22 protein-coding genes are annotated in these 21,252 nt (G+C 62.1%); 9 read left to right on the forward strand and 13 right to left on the reverse strand.

Annotation, left to right across the window (positions count from 1 at the left end):
- Positions 1-29: 29 nt before the first annotated feature.
- From B1756_RS02560 to B1756_RS02575, 4 genes are all read right to left on the reverse strand, one after another.
- Positions 30-314 (reverse strand): type II toxin-antitoxin system RelE family toxin, encoded by a 285-nt coding sequence (locus B1756_RS02560; protein WP_086887132.1) that lies wholly within the window; start codon positions 312-314, stop codon positions 30-32.
- Positions 307-591: a ribbon-helix-helix domain-containing protein gene (locus B1756_RS02565; RefSeq protein WP_086887133.1), complete on the reverse strand. Its 285-nt coding sequence runs from the start codon at positions 589-591 to the stop codon at positions 307-309. Before B1756_RS02565 ends, B1756_RS02560 begins: the two co-directional genes overlap by 8 nt.
- A 103-nt stretch (positions 592-694) precedes the next feature.
- Complete coding sequence (locus B1756_RS02570; protein WP_086887134.1) at positions 695-1,018, reverse strand: chorismate mutase; 324 nt, start codon at positions 1,016-1,018, stop codon at positions 695-697.
- A gap of 13 nt (positions 1,019-1,031) precedes the next feature.
- On the reverse strand, positions 1,032-1,904 hold the full coding sequence (locus B1756_RS02575) for a shikimate kinase (protein ID WP_086887135.1): 873 nt from the start codon (positions 1,902-1,904) through the stop codon (positions 1,032-1,034).
- 408 nt (positions 1,905-2,312) lie between these two features.
- Here B1756_RS02575 and B1756_RS02580 point away from each other — a divergent pair, with 408 nt between their 5' ends.
- Positions 2,313-2,888: a hypothetical protein gene (locus B1756_RS02580; protein ID WP_086887136.1), complete on the forward strand. Its 576-nt coding sequence runs from the start codon at positions 2,313-2,315 to the stop codon at positions 2,886-2,888.
- 1 nt (position 2,889) lies between these two features.
- On the opposite strand, the gene B1756_RS02585 is transcribed toward B1756_RS02580, so the two are convergent.
- Both B1756_RS02585 and B1756_RS02590 read right to left on the reverse strand, forming a co-directional pair.
- Complete coding sequence (locus B1756_RS02585; protein WP_086887137.1) at positions 2,890-3,969, reverse strand: PEP/pyruvate-binding domain-containing protein; 1,080 nt, start codon at positions 3,967-3,969, stop codon at positions 2,890-2,892.
- Positions 3,970-4,005: 36 nt separating this feature from the next.
- Entirely contained in the window at positions 4,006-5,922 is a 1,917-nt protein-coding gene (locus B1756_RS02590; RefSeq protein ID WP_086887138.1) for a PEP-utilizing enzyme, read from the reverse strand.
- A gap of 165 nt (positions 5,923-6,087) precedes the next feature.
- Here B1756_RS02590 and B1756_RS02595 point away from each other — a divergent pair, with 165 nt between their 5' ends.
- Entirely contained in the window at positions 6,088-6,792 is a 705-nt protein-coding gene (locus tag B1756_RS02595; RefSeq protein ID WP_086887139.1) for a metallophosphoesterase family protein, read from the forward strand.
- 92 nt (positions 6,793-6,884) lie between these two features.
- On the opposite strand, the gene B1756_RS02600 is transcribed toward B1756_RS02595, so the two are convergent.
- The 4 genes from B1756_RS02600 to B1756_RS02615 are packed head-to-tail and all read right to left on the reverse strand — an operon-like array spanning position 6,885 to position 10,859.
- Positions 6,885-8,375 (reverse strand): aldehyde dehydrogenase family protein, encoded by a 1,491-nt coding sequence (locus B1756_RS02600; protein ID WP_086887140.1) that lies wholly within the window; start codon positions 8,373-8,375, stop codon positions 6,885-6,887.
- Positions 8,376-8,428: 53 nt separating this feature from the next.
- Positions 8,429-8,905 (reverse strand): hypothetical protein, encoded by a 477-nt coding sequence (locus B1756_RS02605; protein ID WP_086887141.1) that lies wholly within the window; start codon positions 8,903-8,905, stop codon positions 8,429-8,431.
- Positions 8,902-9,459: an aromatic-ring-hydroxylating dioxygenase subunit beta gene (locus B1756_RS02610; RefSeq protein ID WP_086887142.1), complete on the reverse strand. Its 558-nt coding sequence runs from the start codon at positions 9,457-9,459 to the stop codon at positions 8,902-8,904. The genes B1756_RS02605 and B1756_RS02610 overlap by 4 nt, the downstream gene beginning before the upstream one ends.
- Positions 9,456-10,859 carry an aromatic ring-hydroxylating oxygenase subunit alpha gene (locus tag B1756_RS02615; RefSeq protein WP_086887143.1) on the reverse strand — a complete coding sequence of 468 codons (1,404 nt, stop codon included), beginning with the start codon at positions 10,857-10,859 and terminating at the stop codon, positions 9,456-9,458. Before B1756_RS02615 ends, B1756_RS02610 begins: the two co-directional genes overlap by 4 nt.
- Before the next feature lie 207 nt (positions 10,860-11,066).
- Between B1756_RS02615 and B1756_RS02620 the strand changes: the two genes are divergently transcribed.
- On the forward strand, positions 11,067-12,161 hold the full coding sequence (locus B1756_RS02620; protein WP_086887144.1) for an alcohol dehydrogenase catalytic domain-containing protein: 1,095 nt from the start codon (positions 11,067-11,069) through the stop codon (positions 12,159-12,161).
- Positions 12,162-12,197: 36 nt separating this feature from the next.
- Here B1756_RS02620 and B1756_RS02625 read toward each other — a convergent pair whose 3' ends face one another.
- A complete protein-coding gene (locus tag B1756_RS02625) occupies positions 12,198-12,740 on the reverse strand; it encodes an NUDIX hydrolase (protein WP_161493137.1) in 543 nt (180 codons plus the stop codon).
- Between the two features lie 284 nt (positions 12,741-13,024).
- On the opposite strand from B1756_RS02625, the gene B1756_RS02630 reads away from it, so the two are divergent.
- Together B1756_RS02630 and B1756_RS02635 are read left to right on the forward strand one after the other, a co-directional pair.
- On the forward strand, positions 13,025-13,516 hold the full coding sequence (locus B1756_RS02630; RefSeq protein ID WP_086887146.1) for a DUF5796 family protein: 492 nt from the start codon (positions 13,025-13,027) through the stop codon (positions 13,514-13,516).
- Between the two features lie 5 nt (positions 13,517-13,521).
- Positions 13,522-13,767 (forward strand): DUF7508 domain-containing protein, encoded by a 246-nt coding sequence (locus tag B1756_RS02635; RefSeq protein ID WP_086887147.1) that lies wholly within the window; start codon positions 13,522-13,524, stop codon positions 13,765-13,767.
- A 140-nt stretch (positions 13,768-13,907) separates the two neighbouring features.
- On the opposite strand, the gene B1756_RS02640 is transcribed toward B1756_RS02635, so the two are convergent.
- The gene (locus B1756_RS02640) at positions 13,908-14,816 is read right to left on the reverse strand and encodes a ribonucleotide-diphosphate reductase subunit beta (RefSeq protein ID WP_086887148.1); all 909 of its coding nucleotides are present in this window, start codon (positions 14,814-14,816) and stop codon (positions 13,908-13,910) included.
- Between the two features lie 83 nt (positions 14,817-14,899).
- Here B1756_RS02640 and B1756_RS02645 point away from each other — a divergent pair, with 83 nt between their 5' ends.
- The 3 genes from B1756_RS02645 to B1756_RS02655 all read left to right on the forward strand — a co-directional run bounded on the left by B1756_RS02645 (position 14,900) and on the right by B1756_RS02655 (position 19,684).
- Positions 14,900-15,556, forward strand: coding sequence for a helix-turn-helix domain-containing protein (locus B1756_RS02645; protein WP_086887149.1), 657 nt, complete (start codon positions 14,900-14,902; stop codon positions 15,554-15,556).
- A 131-nt stretch (positions 15,557-15,687) separates the two neighbouring features.
- Positions 15,688-17,433, forward strand: a complete 1,746-nt coding sequence (locus B1756_RS02650) for a protoglobin domain-containing protein (RefSeq protein ID WP_086887150.1) — start codon at positions 15,688-15,690, stop codon at positions 17,431-17,433.
- A gap of 70 nt (positions 17,434-17,503) precedes the next feature.
- Positions 17,504-19,684, forward strand: coding sequence for a CDC48 family AAA ATPase (locus tag B1756_RS02655; RefSeq protein WP_086887151.1), 2,181 nt, complete (start codon positions 17,504-17,506; stop codon positions 19,682-19,684).
- 12 nt (positions 19,685-19,696) lie between these two features.
- Here B1756_RS02655 and B1756_RS02660 read toward each other — a convergent pair whose 3' ends face one another.
- Positions 19,697-20,374, reverse strand: a complete 678-nt coding sequence (locus B1756_RS02660) for a protein sorting system archaetidylserine decarboxylase (protein ID WP_086887152.1) — start codon at positions 20,372-20,374, stop codon at positions 19,697-19,699.
- A 167-nt stretch (positions 20,375-20,541) separates the two neighbouring features.
- Here B1756_RS02660 and B1756_RS02665 point away from each other — a divergent pair, with 167 nt between their 5' ends.
- Positions 20,542-21,252 carry an RAD55 family ATPase gene (locus tag B1756_RS02665; protein ID WP_086887153.1) on the forward strand — a complete coding sequence of 237 codons (711 nt, stop codon included), beginning with the start codon at positions 20,542-20,544 and terminating at the stop codon, positions 21,250-21,252.

Raw genomic sequence — 21,252 nt, forward strand, 5'->3', positions numbered from 1 at the left:
CCTCGGGGCTTGACCCCGAGGCGGTTCACTCAGTCGTCGTCAGCGGTATACGCGCCTCCACGACGTTTGATTCGAGCAACAACCATTCGGTACTCGTCTTGATCGAACGTGACCGCGAGGCGGAACTCACCGATACGCACTTTACGGCGTGGACTGTTCTGGAGCGGTTCGCCATAGTCCGGTGGGTCTCGCCACGGAGAATCGACGATTTCGTCGAGTTTGTCGATGATGCGCTGTTGCTCAGTTGGGTTGAGCGCAGCGAGGTCGTCCTGTGCTTTCGATGCAAGTTCCCACGCCCACCCGTCGTCACTCATTCGTGTCGCTAGTGCCGAATCGTTCGCGTGCTTCTTCGGCGCTCATCGTCCGTTCTTCACGAACGTCCTCTTCAGCTTTGAGGAGCGCAACGAGTTCATCACGGTCGAACGCAGGGTGTTCAACGGCATCACGTAAGGTATACCGAATAAATTCGCTCCGACTGTTGAATCCTCGTCCTTGCCACGTGTCTTCGATCTCGTTGAGAAACGACCGTGTGACTTTGAAGTTTACCGTGACGATCTCGTCGTCGCCGTCGTTTGTGGCCGCTTCGGACATACGTCTGTATTACCTACGTGTTACTGTAGGTGTTTCGGCGTCTGAACGCTGAAGCTATTGGCGAGGAGAAACAGTAGTAGATCCGCGAAATTAGTGTTGTTTGCTAGCGATTCTCCCGCTGGTACTCCTTGTTCAACTCGATTAGCTCCCGGAAGACCGCTTTGACGCGACTCTCGTCGACGTCGAACCGCGCGGCGTTGTCTGCTGCCCGCTCCATGACCTGCTGTTCTTGCTGCTCGTCGGTCGTCGGCAGTCCCTCGTCGGCTTTCACCTGAGCGATCGCGTCGGCGACGTACGTTCGCTGGGCGATCAACTCGACGATTTCGCGGTCGATCGACCTGATCTCCTCGCGCAGTTCCTCGAGGCTCATCTCCCCGGGTTCCCGGTCGTCCGTCGATCCGCCGTCTGTCGATTGTTCCTGTGTCATAGCTCCATCTCAGTTAGGCCGTGTTCGTTCCGTCGGTCCTCGTTGCCACCAGTCGCGTCGTCCCGTCGCGGTCGTCCCACCGATCGCGTACCGCCTCGAGCGTCGCCCGCTCGTCGACGGCGACGTAACTCGGGCCGGAACCCGACAGCGTCACGCCGGCGACGTCAGGCATCACCTCGAGCATCGGTTCCGTCGAGAACCCGAGGGCGGCGCAGTAGGCGAAGCCGTTGACGGTCATCGCTTCGCCGTAACGACTGTCGAGGGCGAGTTCTTCGACCAGTTCGGCCATCGGGGCGATCCGCCGGCAGGCGTCCATGTCGGTCTCGCCGCTGTAGGCCCGTTCCGGTGGCGTGTAGATCAGAGCGTGCCAGTCGACTTCCTCGCGCTGGAGGAGTTCGTCGCTGCCGTTGTCGGTGATCGTGACGCCGCCGAGCATGCTCGCGCTGGCGTCGTCGAACGCCCCGGTCGTGGTCACGCCGACGTCGCGTGCGGCCGTGACGCCGAGGCGACAGGCGTCGACCCGGTCGACCGCGTCGGCGATCTCGAGCGCGTCGAGGGTCGCGAGAACCGTCGCGTTGGCCGCGGCGCTCGAGCTGGTCAGCCCGGCTGCCATCGGAATGTCGCTCTCGGTCACGACGCGTGCGCCGACGTCCTCGGCCTCGAGACCGGCGTCCTCGGCGTACCGGCTGACGGTCAACTCGGTGCAGCGCTCGATGAGACTGGTATCCTCACCGGGGCGGTCGTCGATCTCCCCGACGAACGCACCGTCGCTCGTGAGTTCGACCGTCGCCGTCGTCTCGAGGTCGACGGCGAACGCCGAACCGATTCCGGTCGCGAACGCGGTGAGGATCGATCCGGCTGCAGGGGCAACGGCTCGGCCGTCCATACCGGTACAGTCTCAGACGGTGTATTTACGGCTGACGGTCTCTCGGAACGGTTCGATCGCCCACCACCAACCGACCTCGCTGGCATGGTGCCCGATTGTTGGACGTTCGACGACCAGCGGCGCTGGGTGGCCAACTGAAGTTTATAACTCGTCCGACAGGGCGTGTGGATACCGTTGCTCACCTGAAACCGGTTAGTGGATACTACCATACTATAGTAACAACTGCAACGATTCACACACTGATCGCCGATCAGTCTGGCGATCAGGTGTGTACTGACGTGCAGTGGCTACTATAGTCACTGACTCCCGAGACCGCCAGCGGAATAATCGGCGCTGGTTCCGTTACTGTCACGGGTTCGACAGCCCGCAGTGCTTTTATCCGTGTCGGAAAAAGGTTCTTACAGGACCATGCCCGAGGACACGTTGAGCGACGTCGGTCCGCGTGACATTGCGTTGCTTCAGGCACGAATCGCAAATCCGACCGCCTCGAGCCGTGAGCTGAGCGATATTCTCTACGAAGAGTATGGTATCTCGCTTTCACACAACCACGTCAATACACTCTTACGAGAGATGGAAGACGATGACCTGTTTCGGCGAACTGTCGTCCCGAGGCGGTCACTCTTCCAGCACTACCTCTTTCGAATCGGTTTTCACTACCCGAACTTCGACGAGCACTGGCGGGCCTGTCACGAAACACTCACTAGCGACCCGCACGTATTGATGTTCTTCAACGCTGATAGCAAGTACCGTTGGCAGCTGATCACCCAGTTCAGGTCTACTGCTCAGATGGACGACTGGGTAACGTCGTTTTTCGAACGCCACGGACAGGTCATCGATGAGTTCGAAACGACGGCGATTCACAATCTCCATAAATTCAAGACGGATGCCAAGATTTTCGACGATATGCTCTCGGAAACCGACGAGGGGCGAACGTACTTGGAACGACGGGGCGACCTCGAGACGACCGACGACACCGCGGAGTAGATTACAGTCGATCGAGGATCTGTTCTGCGGCGCTGTCGTTCGAGAGAGTAGGGTTCGAACTTGCCGACGTCGACGTCTCGTCGACCTCGTCGTTCCACGACGTCTCGGGGCGGCTCTGAAGCACGTAGAACTCTTTTCCGTCGCCGGTCTCTTCGATTGCCCACTCGATGTCCTGTGGCTCCCCGTAGTATTGTTCGATCTTCTTTGCGATGATGGTCAGCTGGATTATCTCGTCGGCAGTGACTGACGGGACGTCCCGTCGGTCGTCGCTGACGGTCACTTCTGCTGTCCCGTCGCCTGTCGAAATCGTCATCTCGTCTTTCGACTGGATCGACCGATCGACGATCTTGAACACTGGCTTGTCGACCAGGAAACTGTCGGGTGTCACAGTCCCGCTAACCACCGCCTCACCGAGGCCCCAGTTCGACTCGATCCGGACCTTCGAGCGATCGCCGTTGGCCGGGTTCAGGGTAAACATCACACCCGAACTCCGCGCATCGACCATCTTCTGAATCCCAACGCTGATCAGTACGTCGTCGTGATCGAACCCATGTTGTTCGCGATACGTGATTGCTCTCGGCGTGAACAGACTCGACATGCACTCTTTTGTTCTCAGGGTGACTTCCTCGAAGTCCCTGACGTTGAGAAATGTATCCTGTTGGCCCGCGAAACTTGCGTCTGGCAGGTCTTCTGCCGTCGCCGATGATCGAACGGCGACGCGAAGATCGTCACCAGTCCGTTGCTCGAGCCGTTCCCATCCCCCCTCGAGTTCGTCAATCAGATTCGTGGGCAAGGGTTCGTCCTCGATGTGACTTCTGATATCCTCACTCGCGTCGGCAACCGCGTTGTCGTCGTCGAAATCGACGGTTGCGAGTCGATCGGTGATGTAGGCGTCGATCGATCGTTCCTCGAGGAAGGTTTCGTAGAACGTAGTCGTCACCGCGAAGCCCGGCGGCACCTGAACGTCCTCGCCGGCGTCCATCAGTTCACCGAGTGAGGCGTTTTTCCCACCGACGAGTGCGATCTGTTCGTTGTTACAGCAATCTGCAGCGAAATCGACCGTGTACGGCGATTCAATCATGGTGTGGTGTAACGTTTCGGTCTTCGCGACACAGGGTTATTCTGGTTTCGAGGCCTTCTCGACGATTTCGACGACGCCCGCTTGACCGTCGACGCGGACGCGGTCACCGGTTTCGATGAGTTTGGTCGCGTGTCCCGTCCCCGTCACGGCGGGCAGTCCGTACTCACGACAGACGATCGCCGCGTGACTCGTGATACCGCCGTCGTCCGTTACGGCACCTTCAGCACGGGGAAAGACCGGTGCCCACGCTGGATTCGTTAGCGGAGCAACGAGGATCTCACCTTCTTCTAGTTCGTCGATCGCCGTGGTGTTGTCGACCACCCGAGCCGGCCCTTCGACCCGGCCGGAGGAGGAGCCAAAGCCCTCGAGCGTGTCGGTATCGGTCGGTTCTGACTCGATGTTTAGCCAGTTTTCGACCTTTTCGGTCGTGATCCCCCAGAGCATCTGCATCAGCGGGTCGGTGACTTCCTCGGGTGGTTCACCGAGTGCCGGAGACGGGTCCCACTGCTTGGCTGCCTCGAAGATGCCGCGGCGTTTGGTGGCGCGATCTTTCCACCGACCCGAGACGAATGCTCCCTTCCCGAGTGCCCAGGTCGAACACGCCTCTTCGAGCAGCTCTGCCACCTCGAACCGAGTAAACAGGAAGACGTCTTCGGCGTCGTCGAGGAGTTCTTCGTTTTCGAGCAATCGACCGAACTCCCGCATCTTCCGGAAGACTATCGTGTGGAGCCAGTTTTCGATCCAGAACTGGTGGTTCTCCGCGTACTCGTAGACAGTCATACACGTCTCGTAGGCGTCGTCGAACAGCTGGCGTTCTTCGGCACTCAGGTACTGACGATATTCGTCGACGACGGCTTCCCGTTCCGACTGGAGTTCCTCGAAGTCACGCCCCAGCGACTCACCATCCTCGAGTCGCTCGATTTTCGATCGCAGGTGATCGAACGGTGCCTCCAGATCTTCGATCCAGGATCCCTCGTAACTGTGGAACCCGTCTCCGTAGGTCATGTAGAACCAGGGGTCTTTCACCTCATCGAACAGGCTCATGAACTCCTGACCCTTCCCGTCAGCCCGGAGCTGCTTTATCTTCTCGTCCGGATCACGATCGGACTTGAGAATCTCGGGGACGGAACCACCGAGTTCGAGGGCCTCCTCCGCAAGCGCGTTGAGCTCTTGGTCCGGGCGGAACACGTCAGCTTCGACCGCAGAAACCATTTTGCCGATGGCGTCGTCGGAGATGTCCGGGAAAAGTTCGCGGCTCGTCTCGGTAAACTGCATGTACGCGAGATACGCGAGGTAGAGAAACTCGAAGTGTCGTTGCCACCCCTCGAGTGCGAGTTCGGTCAGCCGATTGTAATTTCGAAGTACCGTCAACGTATCCTGGCTCTGTCCTTTCCCTTCGATGACGGCTTCTTCGGGTGTGTACTCGGGGAGCTCCGGTGGTACCTCGAGATCGTCGATCTCCTCGCCGATGCGTTTTACTTCTGGCAGCCAGGTACCGTTGTACAGTGCGTCGTAGTTTTCGTAGTAGTAGTCGCTCCGTTCCGTAAACAGTTCCGCGCGCTCGTTCAGGAGGTCCTCGTCTTCGACGTTGATACCAGTGAAATAGGCGTAGCCGGCTATCACCCGAATGTCGACGGACATAGACGGTGGAATCGCGAACACGCGGCTGGTGTTCTGGGCCATCGCGATCTGCCACGCCTGAGCGCTGATCGTCATGTCCCACGGCATGAGCGGCTCCGTCGTGTCTTTCTTGTCCCAGAACCAGAATCGACCGCGCTCGTACTCGGTTCGTTCTTCGGTCAACTCGAACTGGAAGTACTCCGGGTACATCTCCTCCCAGCCCTGAAGTTCGTCAGGTAACTCTAGCTCACCGGCGAATGGAAACCGCTCGCGGATCTCGCTCGGCGAATCGTCGTCCTCGGGTGTAGCTGTCACGTCCTGATCCGTACCCATGTGAATAGTCACCTCACCACAGGTATTTAAAACCACCGGTAGTTAGATTACTTTGTAATATATGAGGGGCAATTAAGAGCATATTGTACCCTTTAGAGCCAGCATTCTGGCCCAAGGTTCGGCAGAATTACGAAGATTGATTGCAATACACGCTGAAAGGCTGGTATGAAAGTCGGTCTCATCAGCGACGTACACGCGAACAAACCAGCACTCGACGCTGTACTCGCGGATATGCCTTCCGTCGACGAGATCCTCCACGCTGGTGACGTGGTTGGCTACGGCACACATCCCAGCGCGGTCATCGAGACGTTTCACGCCCACGACGTAACGTCGATCCAGGGAAACCACGATCGGGCAGTCCTCGGTGAGTTCCACGACAACTTCCATCGTATCCCGAAATCGGTCGCTCTCTGGACGACCGATCGGCTCGAGAAGAGCGAACTGTCTTACCTCGAGTCTCTTCCGCTCGAGCTCGAACGGTACGACGGATGCGTGAAAGTCGTCCACGGAGCACCGAATAAACCAAACACCTACACGTACCCGGAGGAATTCGATGCCGACCTCCCCGGTGACGAGTCCGTCCTCGTGCTCGGGCACACGCACATGCAGGCGAAAGCGGAGTTCGACGAGGGAGTCGTCGTCAACCCCGGAAGCGTTGGATTGCCTCGCGACGGCGACTGGCGGGCAGCGTACGCGGTACTCGACGTGGAAACCGGGCAGGTTGAACTCCACCGCGTCGAGTACCCAAAAGAGGTGGCGCAGGAGCGACTCCGTGAGTTCGAACTCCCCGAGGAACTCGTCGAGGGTCTCGAACACGGGGAGCTATTGTTCGGCCGGACGAAACGATCGGTGAACGACTCGGTGGAGTAGCAGTAGGCAGCACCGGACGACGGGCCTCATCGGATAGTCGCAGTCTCCGTTGGCCACGAACGGGAGGCTTTGGTGACGACTGATAGCGGGAGTTAGAACGGATACTCCCGCGGTTCGTGCTGGATCGATGTCCACTTCGGCTCCGTGAACTCGTCGATGATCCACTCGCTATTGTATCGGCCCATTCCCGAAGCTTTCATTCCGCCGAACGGAACGTGGGGCTCGTTGTTGATCGGCTGGTCGTTGATGTGCACCATGCCAGCGTCGATCGCGTCGGCGACAGTCCGCGCCCGTCGAATCTCTCTCGAGTGGACCGACGCGGCGAGGCCGTACTCGGTCGCGTTCGCGAGTTCGACAGCCTCCTCGTCGTCCGCGAATGGAACGATCGGGGCAACCGGTCCGAAGTGCTCGTTACACGCCGCAGCCATGTCGTTGGTCATTCCCGAGAGGACGGTCGGTTCGACGAACAGCCCGTCTCCAGACCCTCCCAGTTCGACGGTGGCTCCTTGCTCGACCGAGCGTTCCACATACTCGAGGACCGTGTCACGTTCGTCCTCGTTGATGATCGGGCCGACGATGGTCTCCTCGTCGAGCGGATCGCCCACCGGGAGCGACGCCGCCCGGTCGACGAACTGGGTGACGTACTCGTCGTAGATCGATTCGTGGACGAGGTGTCGGTTGATCGAGATGCAGATCTGTCCCTGGTGCATGAACGAGCCGAAGATTCCGGCGTCGACGGCACGCTCGATGTCCGCGTCCTCGAGGACGACGTGTGGGTTGTTCCCACCGAGTTCCATCGCGGGAATGGCAAGTTGTCGCGCGGCGTTTTCTGCGACCCGCTGGCCGACCTCGGTCGACCCAGTGAACGCGACGGCGTCCATCTCGGGATGGCCTGCGACCCGGTCGCCGATCTCGGACCCGTGTCCCGGGACGACGTTCAACACGCCGTCCGGGAGGCCGGCCGCTTCGAAGAGGCGCGCGATCAGGAGACCACCGGTGATCGGCGTTTCAGTCGCCGGCTTGAGCACCACAGTGTTGCCTAGCGCGATTGCCGGTGCCACCGCGCGAAGCGAGAGTTGGAACGGAAAATTCCACGGCGAGATGACGCTGACGACGCCGACGGGCTCACGTTTGACGATATTCTCCTTGCCGCTGATTTTCGACTGGCTGTGTCCGCCGGTCATTCGGAAGGGATAGGTGACGACGTCGTCCAGCATCTCCCCCGTCGAAGTAAACTCACGGGATGCCTTCGGCCGGGCGCTGCCGGATTCGATTGCCAGTAGTTCGGTCAGTTCGTCGTGGTGCTCCTCGATGAGTTCCTGTACGTGCCGGACGTACTCACCCCGTTCCTGCGGGAGGGCCTCCCCCCACGTCTCCTGAGCTGCCGCCGCTGCCTCGAAGGCCGCGTCGACGTCGCCGACGGTTCCAGCCGGCACCTGGGAGACGCGTTCCCGTGATGTGGGGGAGTAGATAGGAATCGACTCTCGGTCATTCGGTCGGTACCACTCGCCGTCGACGAACAGTCCGTTCCAGTCGGCGTCGATCGTGAAGTCAGTACGTTGCGTGTCGGTCTGTCGTGTCATGATTGGTGGTCGAATAGTCGTGAAGGTCCTGTCACAGACTCTGGCCGCTATCCTCAGTGTGCGTGTCCGCCGGGTCCATGGGGGGTCTCGAGGAACTCGGAGAAAATGCTGGTCTCCTGTGCGGCAAGTCCCGCGAGTCCCACGGGCGTGAGACGGAGGCTGAACTGTTTTTTCGGTGCCTCGACGACGAGTTGCTCACCGGCAGCCGTTTCGAGCTTTCGGACGAGCACGTCGGCGTACTCGTTGCTGATTGCAAATTCACAGCTCACCTCGCCGTCGTCGTCGGCCGGCTCCACGCGACCGGCGACCTCGGCGTCGTCGACGAACGCCTCGATGATCTCCTGGTCCTGCCACGAGAGGCTCTCGAGGCCCAGCGCGTCGATCCGGATCGAGTCGTCAGGCGACCTGACTTCTATCCGTTCGCCTTTGGGTGTCAGAATCCGTCGGACGGTGACGGTCAGCTGTTCATCGTCTACGGTGGTCTCCTCGGCGATGTCGATGTAGTGGTCCGTCGAGCTGTCACCTGTCATAAAAAGATCGAGACGTTGTCGGTGCTCAGGATTGTCTGGTTCAGTCTGATCTCCCGATCGGTGATCTCGAAGGAGCCGTCCTCACGCCGTCGGAGCGTATCGTAACGCCGCCCCGAGTAGAACGTGGCGTCGGCGCTATCTCCGCGGCTCAGGTACACGAGCAGACAGCTCTCGACGTCGAGTTCGTCACCCCGATCCTCGTGGACGACCACGTTCGAGACGTATCGTCCAGTCCGCGTCGGGGGTCGTTCCGACCACGCGTACTCCGAGTCGAACCGCTTGACCCGAGTCGTCAGCGAGCCGTAATCCTCGTCGAAGTAATAACTCTCCTCGCTGTACGTATCGGCCGTATTCTCCCGCATCAGTCGTCGAGGCATCCGGTAACTGATGTCCTCAGCGATGTGATCGAGCCACTCGTGCAGCTTTCGGTTATCGAGCAGTTTGGCCTCGTAGTAGAGGAACTGACGGACCTCGCGTTCGACGAGCAGGGCCTCGAGTTCGGCGTCTCGATCCTGGTTCGGTAGCTGGTCAGGCTCGGAGTCCTGTCGGCTCATTTGTCCTCACTCTCCTGAATGTTGATCGGGGACCCAAGCGCGTTCTCGCGCGGATTCTCGGCCAGCAGTTCGTACCACTGTTCGTGGAACAGTCGCATGCCACCTTCCTCGAGGTTTTCCGAGTACGCGAAGCCCGGTCCGGGCCAGTTCTCGTCGATGTCCATTTCGCTCATCCAGTCGAGTCCCATCTGGTAGTTGAGCTGGAAGTCACTCGTTTTTGCGAACTGTCCCTTCGCACCGTCGGTGATTCCCTTCCAGATCGGGACGTCGTCTTGCTCGAAGTTCCCTGTCGGTCCGAAGTTCGCTGTGTACATCTTGTACATCCGCTGTTTGAACTCCTCGGGCGCGTTCTTGGGTGCGAGTCCCCAACTCCAGAGTTCCATCTTGTCCGGCGCGAGTGGTCGCCACTTGCGGATGGTGAAAAACGGCGCAACGTCCTTGTCCGGGTCGTCCGTGGTGTCGCCGAAGTGAAGGAACCCGAAGTTGGGGAAGATGGCACCGGTGAACGAAAGCGCCTGTCGCGCGACCTGCCACTGGTCCTCGGACAATCCGTCTCTCGAAAAGACATCCTCGACGACCTCCTCGGGGTAGGTCATGAAGACGTCCTCGTCCTCGAAACCCCGCATACTCGTCGTGTGGCCGTCACAGTGGATGTGTCGGTCCATACTGTCGCCAGTTCCGGCGTGGCCAACCGTCTCCTCTCCACCGAGTTCCAGGTCAAGCACGGAGCCGTGGGCCCACGCGGTGTGGTAACTATCTCCGTTGAAGTTGTCGGCAATCGTCTTCCAGTTGGCGTCGATGACCCAGCGGTGTGGCTCCCCGATGACCTCCATGCCGCCGTCCGGGAGTTTCATGTGGATGTCGAAGTACCACTTGAAGTCCCCGAGCCACTCCTCGAGCGACGGCCCCTCGTCGCTGATCGAGGCGAACACGAGTCCCTCGTAGGTCTCCAGCCGCGGAACGTGCGCAAGCCCATGTTCCTCCCGATCGAGATTCTTGAAAGCCTTCGATTTCTGCGGGATACCGGCTGCCTCGCCGTCGTTCTTGTACGTCCAGCCGTGGTACGGACAGCGAAAGTGAGTCGTGTTGCCCTGCTCCGCTCGACAAACCCTCGCGCCACGGTGGCGACAACTGTCGAAGAGGAGGTTTACCTCGCCGCTCTCGTCGCGGACGAAGATGAACGTGTCGTCGCCGATGTACCGCCGGGCGTAATCACCCGGCTCGGGGATCTCCGATTCGTGGCCGATGAACACCCACGCCGTCCCGAAGATCCGTTCCATCTCCAGTTGGTGGAGTTGTTCGTCGTGAAAGAACTCGAGCGGGAAGAGCCCCTCGTCGAGGGCGTCACGAGCGTCGGCCAGCGTTCGTTCCGTCCAGTCACCGGTGTCATCGATTGCCATGCGTATACCCACCGTTCAGTTGGCGGTGACTTAAATATGGCGCATTTGAGGCATATCTGTAATCCAATAATTGAATATAGGGATAGATCGTATTCCAATACACCAAAATTATATTACGACAGTGGCCCGATTGGGGTCGTATGTGTCGAGATGAACCAGCGGTAGTCGGCCGTCGGATCCCTGCTGTCGGGAATCAGGTGATCTCGAATGCGTGAGATCTCGGCTGCAGTCGTGCGTGAGCCGAACGCGGTCTCGGTCGAGACCGTCGACCTCGAGGGCCCACGACGGGGTGAAGTACTGGTCGACGTCCGTGCGACGGGAGTCTGTCATACCGATTATCACGCGTATACGAGTGCGGACCTGGCAACTCCGATCGTTCTCGGTCACGAAGGCGCGGGGGTCGTAGAAGCCGTCGGTGAGGGGGTCTCGACGGTGTCCCCCGGGGACCGCGTCGTTCTCTGGGTGCTTCCGTCCTGTGGCGAGTGTACCCACTGTCGAGACGGGAAGCCGTATCTCTGTCAGGTTCGCCGTGATCTCGACGGCGGGTTGATGGACGGAACGCGACGACTTCGTGCCGACGATGGGCCGATCAACCATTTCTACGCCCAGTCGTCGTTCGCCAGTATGGCCGTCGTCCCCGAACGACAGGTCGTCCCGATCGACGAGGACGTTCCACACGAAGTCGCGGCGCTGCTGGGCTGTGGGGTCACGACCGGGCTCGGCGGCGTGTTGAACGTCGCAGACGTCGACAGCGGCGACTCGGTGGCTGTCTTCGGTTGCGGTGGTGTCGGTGCCGGCGCGATCCTCGCGGCCGCCGCCGTCAGCGCCGGGACGATCGTCGCCGTCGACGTGGACGAGGATACCCTCGAGGCAATGGCCGAGATCGGGGCGACACACACCGTCGACGCCGCGTCGACGGATCCGGTCGAGGCGATTCACGACCGCGTCGGCGACGTCGACCACGCCATCGAGTGCCTCGGTGCCCCCGAGACTGTCCGACAGGCTGTCGAGACACTCGCGCCCGGCGGAACCGCCGTTATCACCGGAACGAGCGACACGGATCCTGCCGAGATCGACCTCGGCCTCTTCACACGTGGAATCTCGGTCGTCGGGAATATCGTCGGGTTCACCCGGCCACACGTCGACATCCCGCGATACGCGACGATGTACCGGAACGGCGACCTCGGGTTAGAGCGCCTTCTCACCCATCGACACGAACTCTCGGATCTCGACGCCGCGTTTTCCGGGTTCGAGTCGGGTGTCGGCATCCGGCGCGTCGTGAAGTTCGGCGCTGGACCATAGGTCGGCCCCCTTCGACGACGTCTCGCTGGTGTCGGACTACAGGAACGAGGACGCGTACAGGACAGCAAACGCCGTCCGGGTGTCGGTGATCGCGCCGTCGCAGACTGCGTCCCGGAGGGCCGCGAGCGATCGCGTGTCGACGCGAATCTGTTCGTCTACGTCCGGATCGGGCTCGTCGGTCTGCTGACAGTCGTGGGCGGCGAAATAGTAGATGCGTGTGGTGAGGAGGCTGTTCAACGGCTCGAACGCACCGAGCGATTCGAGACTCCCGGCTTCGTAGCCGGTCTCTTCACGAAGTTCCCGACGGGCTGCGTCGGCAGGGCCGTCGTCTCCCGGCTCGAGTTGGCCTCCCGGGAGCCCACAGTCGGTTCGCCCGACGCTGTATCGCCACTCCTCGAGAACGAGGACCTCGCCGTCAGTCGTGAACGCCAGCACGGTGACGGCATCCGCAGTATCGAGATATTCGACCGAGAAATCCGTGTCGTCGGTTCGGTACACGTCTCGTCGAACGTCGAAAGCATCTCCAGCGTAGGGGATCGACTGCTGCACGCAATCGAACTGCATACCGTCGTTTTCCATGGGGTGGTGTCCCTCTCGTAAGCGCATGGATATCAGCCACGAAAAGTACTCGTCTTCGTCAGTCACATCTGGGCGGATAGCCGTGGATGGCCACCAAACAAGTTGTATACTGACCGTCCGTCGGACCGTGAACTATTCCTGCCGACTCACTGGGGGCAATACCTGCTGGTTCCTCGAGGCAGGGTGTTCCTGATTTGCCGGTGGGCTTTGCAGCACCCTCAGACCTGACGCGGACCGAACGCCAGAACACACCGCTTTTCCCCGATCCACCCGAACGAGTGGGTATGAGTACGCGGAGCAACGTCGCGCCGAGCACGATCGGCGTCGACTTCGTCGAGGGTGGGGTGGTCGTCCAGTACCTGGACGGACGCGAGGTCTTCTATCACGGCCCGCCGAAACCCGTCACGGAGTCGATCACGACGCCACCGGGAAAGAACGTCCACGTCCTCGTCACCGACCCCGACGGCATCGAGGGTGTCATGACCTACGTCAACGACCGGGACACCCACGACGGCATCCTGGAGAAGACCGGCGTCGGCCGCGTGATGCTCGAGGCGACGGACGAGGAGGAACTGTTTCCCGGTGTCACCGTCGCCACCGAGGCCTACTCGGTGCGCGTCGAGGCCGACCTCGAGGTGGTCGACGGCCGGGTGTTCGTCTTCGCGGAAGACGAATTGAGCGAGCACGCCTACGAACTGGTCGGTCCGGACTACGACGGCTCGAGTGGCGATTCTCGGGAGGGAGAAGACGGACAGGACACCCATCAGGAGGTCTGACCGGGATGCCGCTGCAGAAGCCATGGCGCGACCTCGATCGTGAAACGGTCGGCGGTGCACCTGACCGCCCGGGCGTCTACGAACTCGGGGACGACGACGGAACCGTCCTCGCGGTCGACCACGGCGTCCTACGGGACGAACTGAAGACCGCGCTCGCCTACGGCGACGGCGACCGCGTCAGGTACGCGGAGACCCACACCCTCGAGCGAGCCCGAGAACTCGCGGCCACCCATCGGAACCGACTCGAGTGAGTACGCAGCTCCTCGAGTGTGGTCGTCGCAGTCGAGTTAATCGATGACGGGACGGGGACGGAACATGGGCATGGGCAGGACCGGAAGCAGGGCCAAAAAGAGGGGCAGGGGTCGCCGTCAGGGGACACAGAACCTGCCGATCAGGCCTCGAGATTCGTCAGTTCGTCGACGTCCGGGATCTGTTCGCTCGCGGTGGTAATCTGTTGCATCCGCTGCTGGTGCTTGGTGAGCGCGTACTCGGCGAGGTCGCTCGGACTCGGTCCGGGCCCCGACTCAGAACTCGCACCGCCGTCACCGGTCAGGCTCTCCTGGACCAGCGGAACCAGTTCGTCGACGGTCTCGCGGAGCAAGTCAGCGCCGACCTCGCCGTCCATCACGAGCCCCCGGAGCTTCGCCATGCCGAAGCCGACGTGGCGGCCTTCGTCGCTGCGAACGAGTTTGAGTCCCTCGACGAGCCCCGGCAGGTCCGGCAGGTCGGGTTCCTGCTCGCCGTAGGCGAGAGTGAGTCCGTAGTACCCCGTCTGGGCCAGAATTCCCTCGATCGTGAGGTGGTAGTGACAGTGTGCTTTCGCGCGGTTTTCGGGCGTATCCTCCTCTAGCAGCCGTGCCATCGCCCGCTCGTTGCGCTCGAACAGTTCGTCGTAGGGGTCGTTGAACCACTTCTCGTCGGTGGGCGAGGACGGGTCTTGCCCCCGGCGTTCCTCTTCGGGGTGGACGACCTCGCGCCAGTAGCGGTCGAAGAAGTCCGTGTGCTTTGCCTCCTCGTACAGCTGCGTGGTGATGAACAGCTGGTCTTCGACGCCCTCGAGGACGACCGCCAGCGGTGCCAGATCCTCCGTCACTGACTCCTCGCCGGCACCGAATAGCGCGAGCGACTGTTTCAGTCCCTCGAACGCCGGATCCGGAAGCTCGGCGACGCCTTCCCGGTCCGCCTCGAGGTCGATCTCGTGTGGGTCCCAGTGTTTCTCGACTGCGTTCCGGTAGTAGTTGTGCGACCGAACGCCGGTCTCGAGTTGCATCTCGGGGAGCGACTGACTGTCGGATGCCATCTGTACCCGACGTATCGGGTGAACTTACATGAATGTGTATCTCATGGAGTAGGGTCTTTATATCGGGGTATCGAACGCGACCTATGGGACTCATCGCGGAGTTTCGCCTCTCGTCGGCCGACCTCCCGTTGACCAGCGCCGTTTCGACCGTTCCGTCGGTCACCGTCTACATTCAGCGCATCCTCGTCGCCGATCCCGAGCGGCCGGTGATGGTCTGTCGGGTCGTCGACGAGCGTGAGAGCGATGGCGCTGGCGAGGTGGGGAAATTTGCCGCGGCCCTCGCGGACGATCCGACGGTGGCTACCGCCGACTCGGTCGGCGAAACCGATGCCGGGGCGCTCTACCGAATCGAACTACGTGATCCACCCGTCCCCATCTATCGGAAGTACGTCGAACTCGGCACGACGCCGCTTGGCGGTATCGTCACCGTCGACGGCTGGTGGGGACGGGCCCGGTTCCCCGACCGCGAGGCGCTGGCCCAGTACCGCCAGTTCTGTCTCGACCGCGGTGCACGATTCACCCTCGAGCAACTCACGCGGGAATCGAGTGCCGACGACCCACCGTTCGGCCTCACGAACGAGCAGTACGAGGCCCTCGTCGCCGCTCGTGATGCCGGCTACTTCACCGTCCCTCGGCAGGTCTCGACCGAGGAGGTCGGACGAGAACTGGGTATCTCGGGCCCGTCGGCATCCGAGCGGATTCGTCGCGGCATCGACCGCTTGCTCGAGAACGCGCTCTAGCGCTCGAGCCTCGAGGGCATCAATCGTCCAGCAGGTGGGCAGTACGCTTAACCGACTGGTTTCGAATGTCCCTCGTATGCGAAATGGGTTGGGGCCCGTGAGGACAGGCGATTTCGACGTGGAGGTATCCGATGACTGACTACCGGGGTCACTTCGGTCAGGGGGCACTCAACGAACGCGTCGACGCCGATCAGTTGACCGACCGGATCGGTCTCGACGCGGCAGAGATCGCCTGGCGCAAGGACTTCATCGACTTCGGCGAGGACGACCGCGAGCGCCTCGAGCAGTACGAGGATCTCTTCGAGGAGAACGCGGACGTGATCGCCGACAGCTTCTACAATCATCTGGTGGAATTTTCGGAGACGGGCGAAATCTTCGACCGGTCACCGAAGTCCGTCGAACAACTCAAGTACACCCAGCGGGCGTACCTGACGACGCTCGCCTCGGGGACCTACGACGAGAGGTATTTTCGCAACCGCGCCCGGATCGGCAAGCTCCACGATCTGCTCGGAATGCCGATGAAACACTACCTCGGCCAGTACAACGTCTACTACGGCCTGCTGTTCTCGCTGGTCTCCGATCGACTTCACGATCGGATCGGGGCCACCGTCGAGGACGAACTCGAGCGATCGGGGATAGACGGGGAATCGGCGGCCGTGGACACCGACCAGTTGGCCCGTCGACTCCACGCCGAGGTCGAAGACGGTCTCGACGACCTCCACTCGATCCTGAAGATTCTCAACCTCGACATTCAGGTCGCAGTCGACACGTACATGCAGTCTCAAATCGACGCCGTCGAGACCGAGCGGGACCGGTTCGCGGCGCTGTTCGAGAACGTTCCAACGCCCGTCGTCATCGTCCGGTTCGTCGAGGATCAGGAACGAGTCGAAGCGGTCAACGACGCGTTCGAAGAACTGTTCGGATACACGGCCGAGGAGTTCGAAGATGAATCCTTCGAATCGGTCCTTCGACCGCCGGGCGAAGAGCCCCGGCCGATCGAGGGCCAGTCACTCCTCTCCGAGGTCGCGACCGATCCCGATCGAAATATCGACGAAGCCGAGGTCGCTCTCGAGACGATGTTCGGCCGACGGGAGTTCGTTCGCGTCTCGGCGCCAATCGATCGCGCCGGACTCGACGACCTCGAGTACGCCTTCTACATCGACGTGACCGACCAGAAGCAACGTCAGGAACGGCTGCAGGTCCTCTCGCGGGTGCTCCGACACGACATTCGGACCCAGATGAACATCGTCAAAGGCTACGCCTCGACCCTCGGCGACGAAACCGTGGTCGGTCCGGAGGAGCGACGCACGGGGGCAACCGAGATCGAAGAGGCGGCAGACGACTTGCTCGCGATGACCGACCGCATCCGCGGAATCGAAAAGGTCGTCGCAGGTCAGGCCGATCGACACCCGATCGCCGTCGATCGGCTCCTCACGGATGCTCTCACGGACGTCGAGGCTCGCTATCCGGACTGTGAGTTCGTCCGTTCGGACGTCGAGGATCTGTGGGTTCGGGGCACCGAAACGGTCGAGGAGGCCCTCGTACACGTCATCGAAAACGGGGCCGAACACAACGACGCCGACGAACCGTGGGTCGAGATCAGCGCCGTCGAGAGCCTCACCGGCGACCACGTAACGATCCGCGTGACCGACAACGGACCCGGCATCCCGCCCGCGGAGTACGAGGTCCTCACCGGGGAGCGCGACCGCACGCAGATCGACCACTCGAGCGGGCTGGGCCTCTGGACGGTCAACTGGGTCGTCACCAAGATCGGTGGCTCGCTCGAGTTCGACGCCAACGCCCCGCGCGGGTCGATCGTGACGGTTCGACTGCCACGTGCCGACCCACCAGCCGACCAGTCGCAGTCCTCGAGCTAACACGAACAGCGCATAGTTCGGCCGCCGTGATGGGGCAATTCTCAAGACGCCAGCCACGAAAGCAACGAGCATGACCGAGTCGGACGCCGACGGCGTGACCCTCTCCGTCCAGGCCGCAGAGAAGCGTGACGCCGGCCGCGGCGTCGCCCGAATTCCGGAGCAGGCTCGACGTCGACTGGGCGTCCTCAGCGGCGACACCGTCGTCATCGAGGGGGACGAACAGACGGTCGCCAAACTGTGGCCGGCCGATCCGTCGATCCCCGACAACGCGATCCAGATCGACGCCGACACGCGCGCGAACGCGGGCGTCCACGTCGGCGATCCCGTCACCGTTCGACCGAAAGACACCGCGACGATCCGCGACGCCGAGCGTGTCACCCTCATCGCTCCGGCGTCGATCGGCAACGGCGAGGAACGGCTGGGGACCCGCGAGGCGACGAAAAAACTGCGAAATCGTCCGGTCAGGGTCGGCGAGCAGATCCGTCTCGAGGGCGTCAGCACCGAGCCGTTCCGCGTCGTCGACACCGAACCCGGCGGCGACGTCCGGATTACGACCGCGACCACGATTCGCGTCGTCGAACGGGAGTCGGGTGGCTCGAGCGACGACGCCACCGGCCAGTCGACGGCGGAGCCGTCGTCGACGACCACGACGGCCGAACACGAGCCGAGTTCCGGCGTCACCTACGAGGATATCGGCGGGCTGGACGAGGAACTCGAGTTAGTCCGAGAGATGATCGAACTCCCGCTGTCGGAGCCCGAGCTCTTCCAGCGACTGGGCGTCGAGCCGCCGTCGGGCGTGTTGATGTACGGTCCGCCGGGCACCGGCAAGACGCTGATCGCCCGCGCCGTCGCGAACGAGGTCGACGCCAACTTCGAGACGATCTCGGGGCCGGAGATCATGTCGAAGTACAAAGGTGAGTCCGAAGAGCGCCTCCGGGAGGTGTTCGACCGTGCAGAGGAGAACGCTCCGACGATCGTGTTCTTCGACGAGATCGACTCCATCGCGGGCCAGCGTGACGACGACGGCGACGCCGAGAACCGCATCGTCGGTCAGCTCCTGACCCTGATGGACGGTCTCGACGCCCGCGGCGAGGTGATCGTCATCGGCGCGACCAACCGCGTCGACACGATCGATCCCGCGCTCCGCCGTGGCGGCCGATTCGACCGCGAAATCCAGATCGGGGTCCCCGACGAAGACGGTCGCCGCGAGATCCTGCAGGTCCACACCCGCGGCATGCCGCTTGCCGACGACGTCAGCGTCGAGACCGTCGCCCGGCGCACCCACGGCTTCGTCGGTGCCGACCTCGAGGCGGTCGCCAGCGAGGCTGCCATGGCCGCGATCCGTGACCGGCCGACCGAGGCCGACGAGCGCGCCGAGTGGAACAGCGATCCCCTCGTCCACAGACGTCACTTCGACGAGGCGCTCGCGTCGGTCGAGCCCTCCGCGATGCGCGAGTACGTCGCCGAATCCCCGACCACCGACTTCACCGACGTCGGTGGACTCGAGGACGCCAAGGGGACGCTCCGTGAATCCGTAGAGTGGCCCCTGACCTACGATCGGCTCTTCGAGGAGACGAACACGCAGCCGCCGTCGGGCGTCCTGCTGTACGGGCCACCCGGGACCGGAAAGACGCTTCTCGCGCGTGCGCTCGCGGGAGAGACGGACGTTAACTTCGTCCGGGTCGACGGTCCGGAGATCGTCGACCGGTACGTCGGCGAGAGCGAGAAGGCGATCCGCGAGGTGTTCGAACGCGCCCGCCAGTCTGCGCCGTCGATCGTCTTCTTCGACGAGATCGACGCGATCACGAGCGCTCGCGGGGAGAGCCACGAGGTCACCGAACGCGTCGTCTCACAGCTGTTGACCGAACTCGACGGGATGCGCGAAAACCCGAACCTCGTCGTGCTCGCCGCTACCAATCGAAAAGACCAGATCGACCCCGCCCTCTTGCGCCCCGGTCGCCTCGACACCCACGTCTACGTCGGCGAACCCGACCAGGAGGCCCGCGAGAAAATCCTCGAGGTCCACACCCGTGGCAAACCCCTCTCGGAGGACGTCGACGTCGAGTCACTCGCCGAGGGCCTCACGGGCTACACCGGTGCAGACCTCGAGGCACTGGTCAGGGATGCATCGATGAAGGCGATCCGGGAGGTCGCGACCGCCTACGATCCCGAGGACGCAAACGAGAAAGCCGACGAGGTCGAAATCGAGCGCCGCCATCTCGAGGCGGCCCGCGAGCGGTTCGAAGACTGAGTCTGTATCGGGTCAGAAACCGGAACCGGAGTCGGCGTCGAACGGACGGCGTCGCTGCTCGAGGACGACCGACTCGCCGGCGGTCGCACTGTCGCCGGGGGTGACCGTGACGGCACCGCGGTCGACCGATTCCGGGAAGCACACGTCGACCCGGCTGCCGAATGCGATGTGACCGATTCGATCGCCACGCTCGAGTTCGTCGCCGGGTTCGACGTACGGGAAGATCCGACGCGCGAACGCACCTGCGATGAGCGTGACACGGGCGTCTTCGGGCCCGTCGTCGCCGTCACCGTCGTCGTTCCCGCCGAAGGCGTCGGTCTCGAGGTGAAGGTGAACCCGTTCGTTACGATCCGAGTCCTTCGAGAACGCGGGCCGGTGTGCACCGGGGACGTGTTCGACGTCGCGCACGCGAGCGTCGAAGGGAGCCCGGACGACGTGGACGTGCCAGACGTTCATGAACACCCCGAGTCGAACCTGTTCGCCCTCCGTTCGGAGCACGGAGACGGTTCCGTCGGCGGGCGAGACGACGCCGGTCGGCGGCGGCGTGCGCTCCGGGTCGCGAAAGAACGCGAGCGCGCCCAGCCCGAGCAGGGCCGAGACGACGCCGACGGCGACGCTGTAGATGAACGCGAACGGCGCCGCGAGCAGTGGGAGGAGCGCGTACTTCCAGGTGCCGGGCGCGAACTTCATGGCTCGAGTGAGGGGGGCCGCACGCTTTGCCGTTTCGGAACGTCGCGAAACTGACACGCGAGGAGCTCTCTCGAGTCCAGAGACGACCCGGGTTCGTATTTTCCCCACTCGCCTGTGTGATTACAATAGTGAATATATTTACTTTAGGACACTCATGGTTGTCGCTAATGCGAATTACAACGGGCGTGCCGGGATTCGATGCGCTGGTCGACGGCGGAATCCTGAAAGACCGCCTCTACGTCATCAGCGGCCCACCCGGGAGCGGGAAGACGACCTTCTGTAGCCAGTTCGTCACGCAGGGGGCGATCGACGGCGAGACGACGCTCTTTCTGACCCTTCACGAGTCCGAAGACGAAATCGTCTCTGACATGGGCAACTACGAGTTCGGCTTCGACAGGGCCGTCGAATCGGGCCACGTCAAGGTGCTGAACGTCTTCGACAGCGAGGCCCAGCGACTCCTCTCTTCGTCCTCGCGGAGCAGCGGCGAGTTCCTCTCGAACGTCGACAACCTCGCGAACCAGCTCGTCGCGTTCGTCGAATCACGCGGGGTCGACCGCCTCGTCATCGACTCGACGATGCTACTCGAGTACTACTTCTCCGACGACCTGAACGCGCTCGTGAAGTTCCTCACGAAGCTCAAACGTGCCAACGCCACCGTTCTCCTGATCTCGGAGATGACCGATCCCACGTCGTACACGGACGGTCACTACCTCGCCCACGGCGTGATCTTCATGCACAACTACCTCGAGTCGGGTGGGATGACCCGCGGCGTCCAGATCATCAAGATGCGTGGGACCCAGATCGACTGTGACATCCGGCCGGTCGAGTTCACCGAGACGGGGCTCCGGGTCGATCCGGACGACAAGGTCCAGGTCTGA

It is taken from the genome of Natrarchaeobaculum aegyptiacum (genome assembly GCF_002156705.1).
In the GTDB taxonomy this organism is placed as follows: Archaea; Halobacteriota; Halobacteria; order Halobacteriales; family Natrialbaceae; genus Natrarchaeobaculum; species Natrarchaeobaculum aegyptiacum.

Bases quoted from the DNA above. Each gene is read 5' to 3' on its own strand.
- B1756_RS02560 (WP_086887132.1), bottom strand. From the start codon at position 314: ATGAGTGACGACGGGTGGGCGTGGGAACTTGCATCGAAAGCACAGGAC.
- B1756_RS02565 (WP_086887133.1), bottom strand. From the start codon at position 591: ATGTCCGAAGCGGCCACAAACGACGGCGACGACGAGATCGTCACGGTA.
- B1756_RS02570 (WP_086887134.1), bottom strand. From the start codon at position 1,018: ATGACACAGGAACAATCGACAGACGGCGGATCGACGGACGACCGGGAA.
- B1756_RS02575 (WP_086887135.1), bottom strand. From the start codon at position 1,904: ATGGACGGCCGAGCCGTTGCCCCTGCAGCCGGATCGATCCTCACCGCG.
- B1756_RS02580 (WP_086887136.1), top strand. From the start codon at position 2,313: ATGCCCGAGGACACGTTGAGCGACGTCGGTCCGCGTGACATTGCGTTG.
- B1756_RS02585 (WP_086887137.1), bottom strand. From the start codon at position 3,969: ATGATTGAATCGCCGTACACGGTCGATTTCGCTGCAGATTGCTGTAAC.
- B1756_RS02590 (WP_086887138.1), bottom strand. From the start codon at position 5,922: ATGGGTACGGATCAGGACGTGACAGCTACACCCGAGGACGACGATTCG.
- B1756_RS02595 (WP_086887139.1), top strand. From the start codon at position 6,088: ATGAAAGTCGGTCTCATCAGCGACGTACACGCGAACAAACCAGCACTC.
- B1756_RS02600 (WP_086887140.1), bottom strand. From the start codon at position 8,375: ATGACACGACAGACCGACACGCAACGTACTGACTTCACGATCGACGCC.
- B1756_RS02605 (WP_086887141.1), bottom strand. From the start codon at position 8,905: ATGACAGGTGACAGCTCGACGGACCACTACATCGACATCGCCGAGGAG.
- B1756_RS02610 (WP_086887142.1), bottom strand. From the start codon at position 9,459: ATGAGCCGACAGGACTCCGAGCCTGACCAGCTACCGAACCAGGATCGA.
- B1756_RS02615 (WP_086887143.1), bottom strand. From the start codon at position 10,859: ATGGCAATCGATGACACCGGTGACTGGACGGAACGAACGCTGGCCGAC.
- B1756_RS02620 (WP_086887144.1), top strand. From the start codon at position 11,067: ATGCGTGAGATCTCGGCTGCAGTCGTGCGTGAGCCGAACGCGGTCTCG.
- B1756_RS02625 (WP_161493137.1), bottom strand. From the start codon at position 12,740: ATGGAAAACGACGGTATGCAGTTCGATTGCGTGCAGCAGTCGATCCCC.
- B1756_RS02630 (WP_086887146.1), top strand. From the start codon at position 13,025: ATGAGTACGCGGAGCAACGTCGCGCCGAGCACGATCGGCGTCGACTTC.
- B1756_RS02635 (WP_086887147.1), top strand. From the start codon at position 13,522: ATGCCGCTGCAGAAGCCATGGCGCGACCTCGATCGTGAAACGGTCGGC.
- B1756_RS02640 (WP_086887148.1), bottom strand. From the start codon at position 14,816: ATGGCATCCGACAGTCAGTCGCTCCCCGAGATGCAACTCGAGACCGGC.
- B1756_RS02645 (WP_086887149.1), top strand. From the start codon at position 14,900: ATGGGACTCATCGCGGAGTTTCGCCTCTCGTCGGCCGACCTCCCGTTG.
- B1756_RS02650 (WP_086887150.1), top strand. From the start codon at position 15,688: ATGACTGACTACCGGGGTCACTTCGGTCAGGGGGCACTCAACGAACGC.
- B1756_RS02655 (WP_086887151.1), top strand. From the start codon at position 17,504: ATGACCGAGTCGGACGCCGACGGCGTGACCCTCTCCGTCCAGGCCGCA.
- B1756_RS02660 (WP_086887152.1), bottom strand. From the start codon at position 20,374: ATGAAGTTCGCGCCCGGCACCTGGAAGTACGCGCTCCTCCCACTGCTC.
- B1756_RS02665 (WP_086887153.1), top strand. From the start codon at position 20,542: ATGCGAATTACAACGGGCGTGCCGGGATTCGATGCGCTGGTCGACGGC.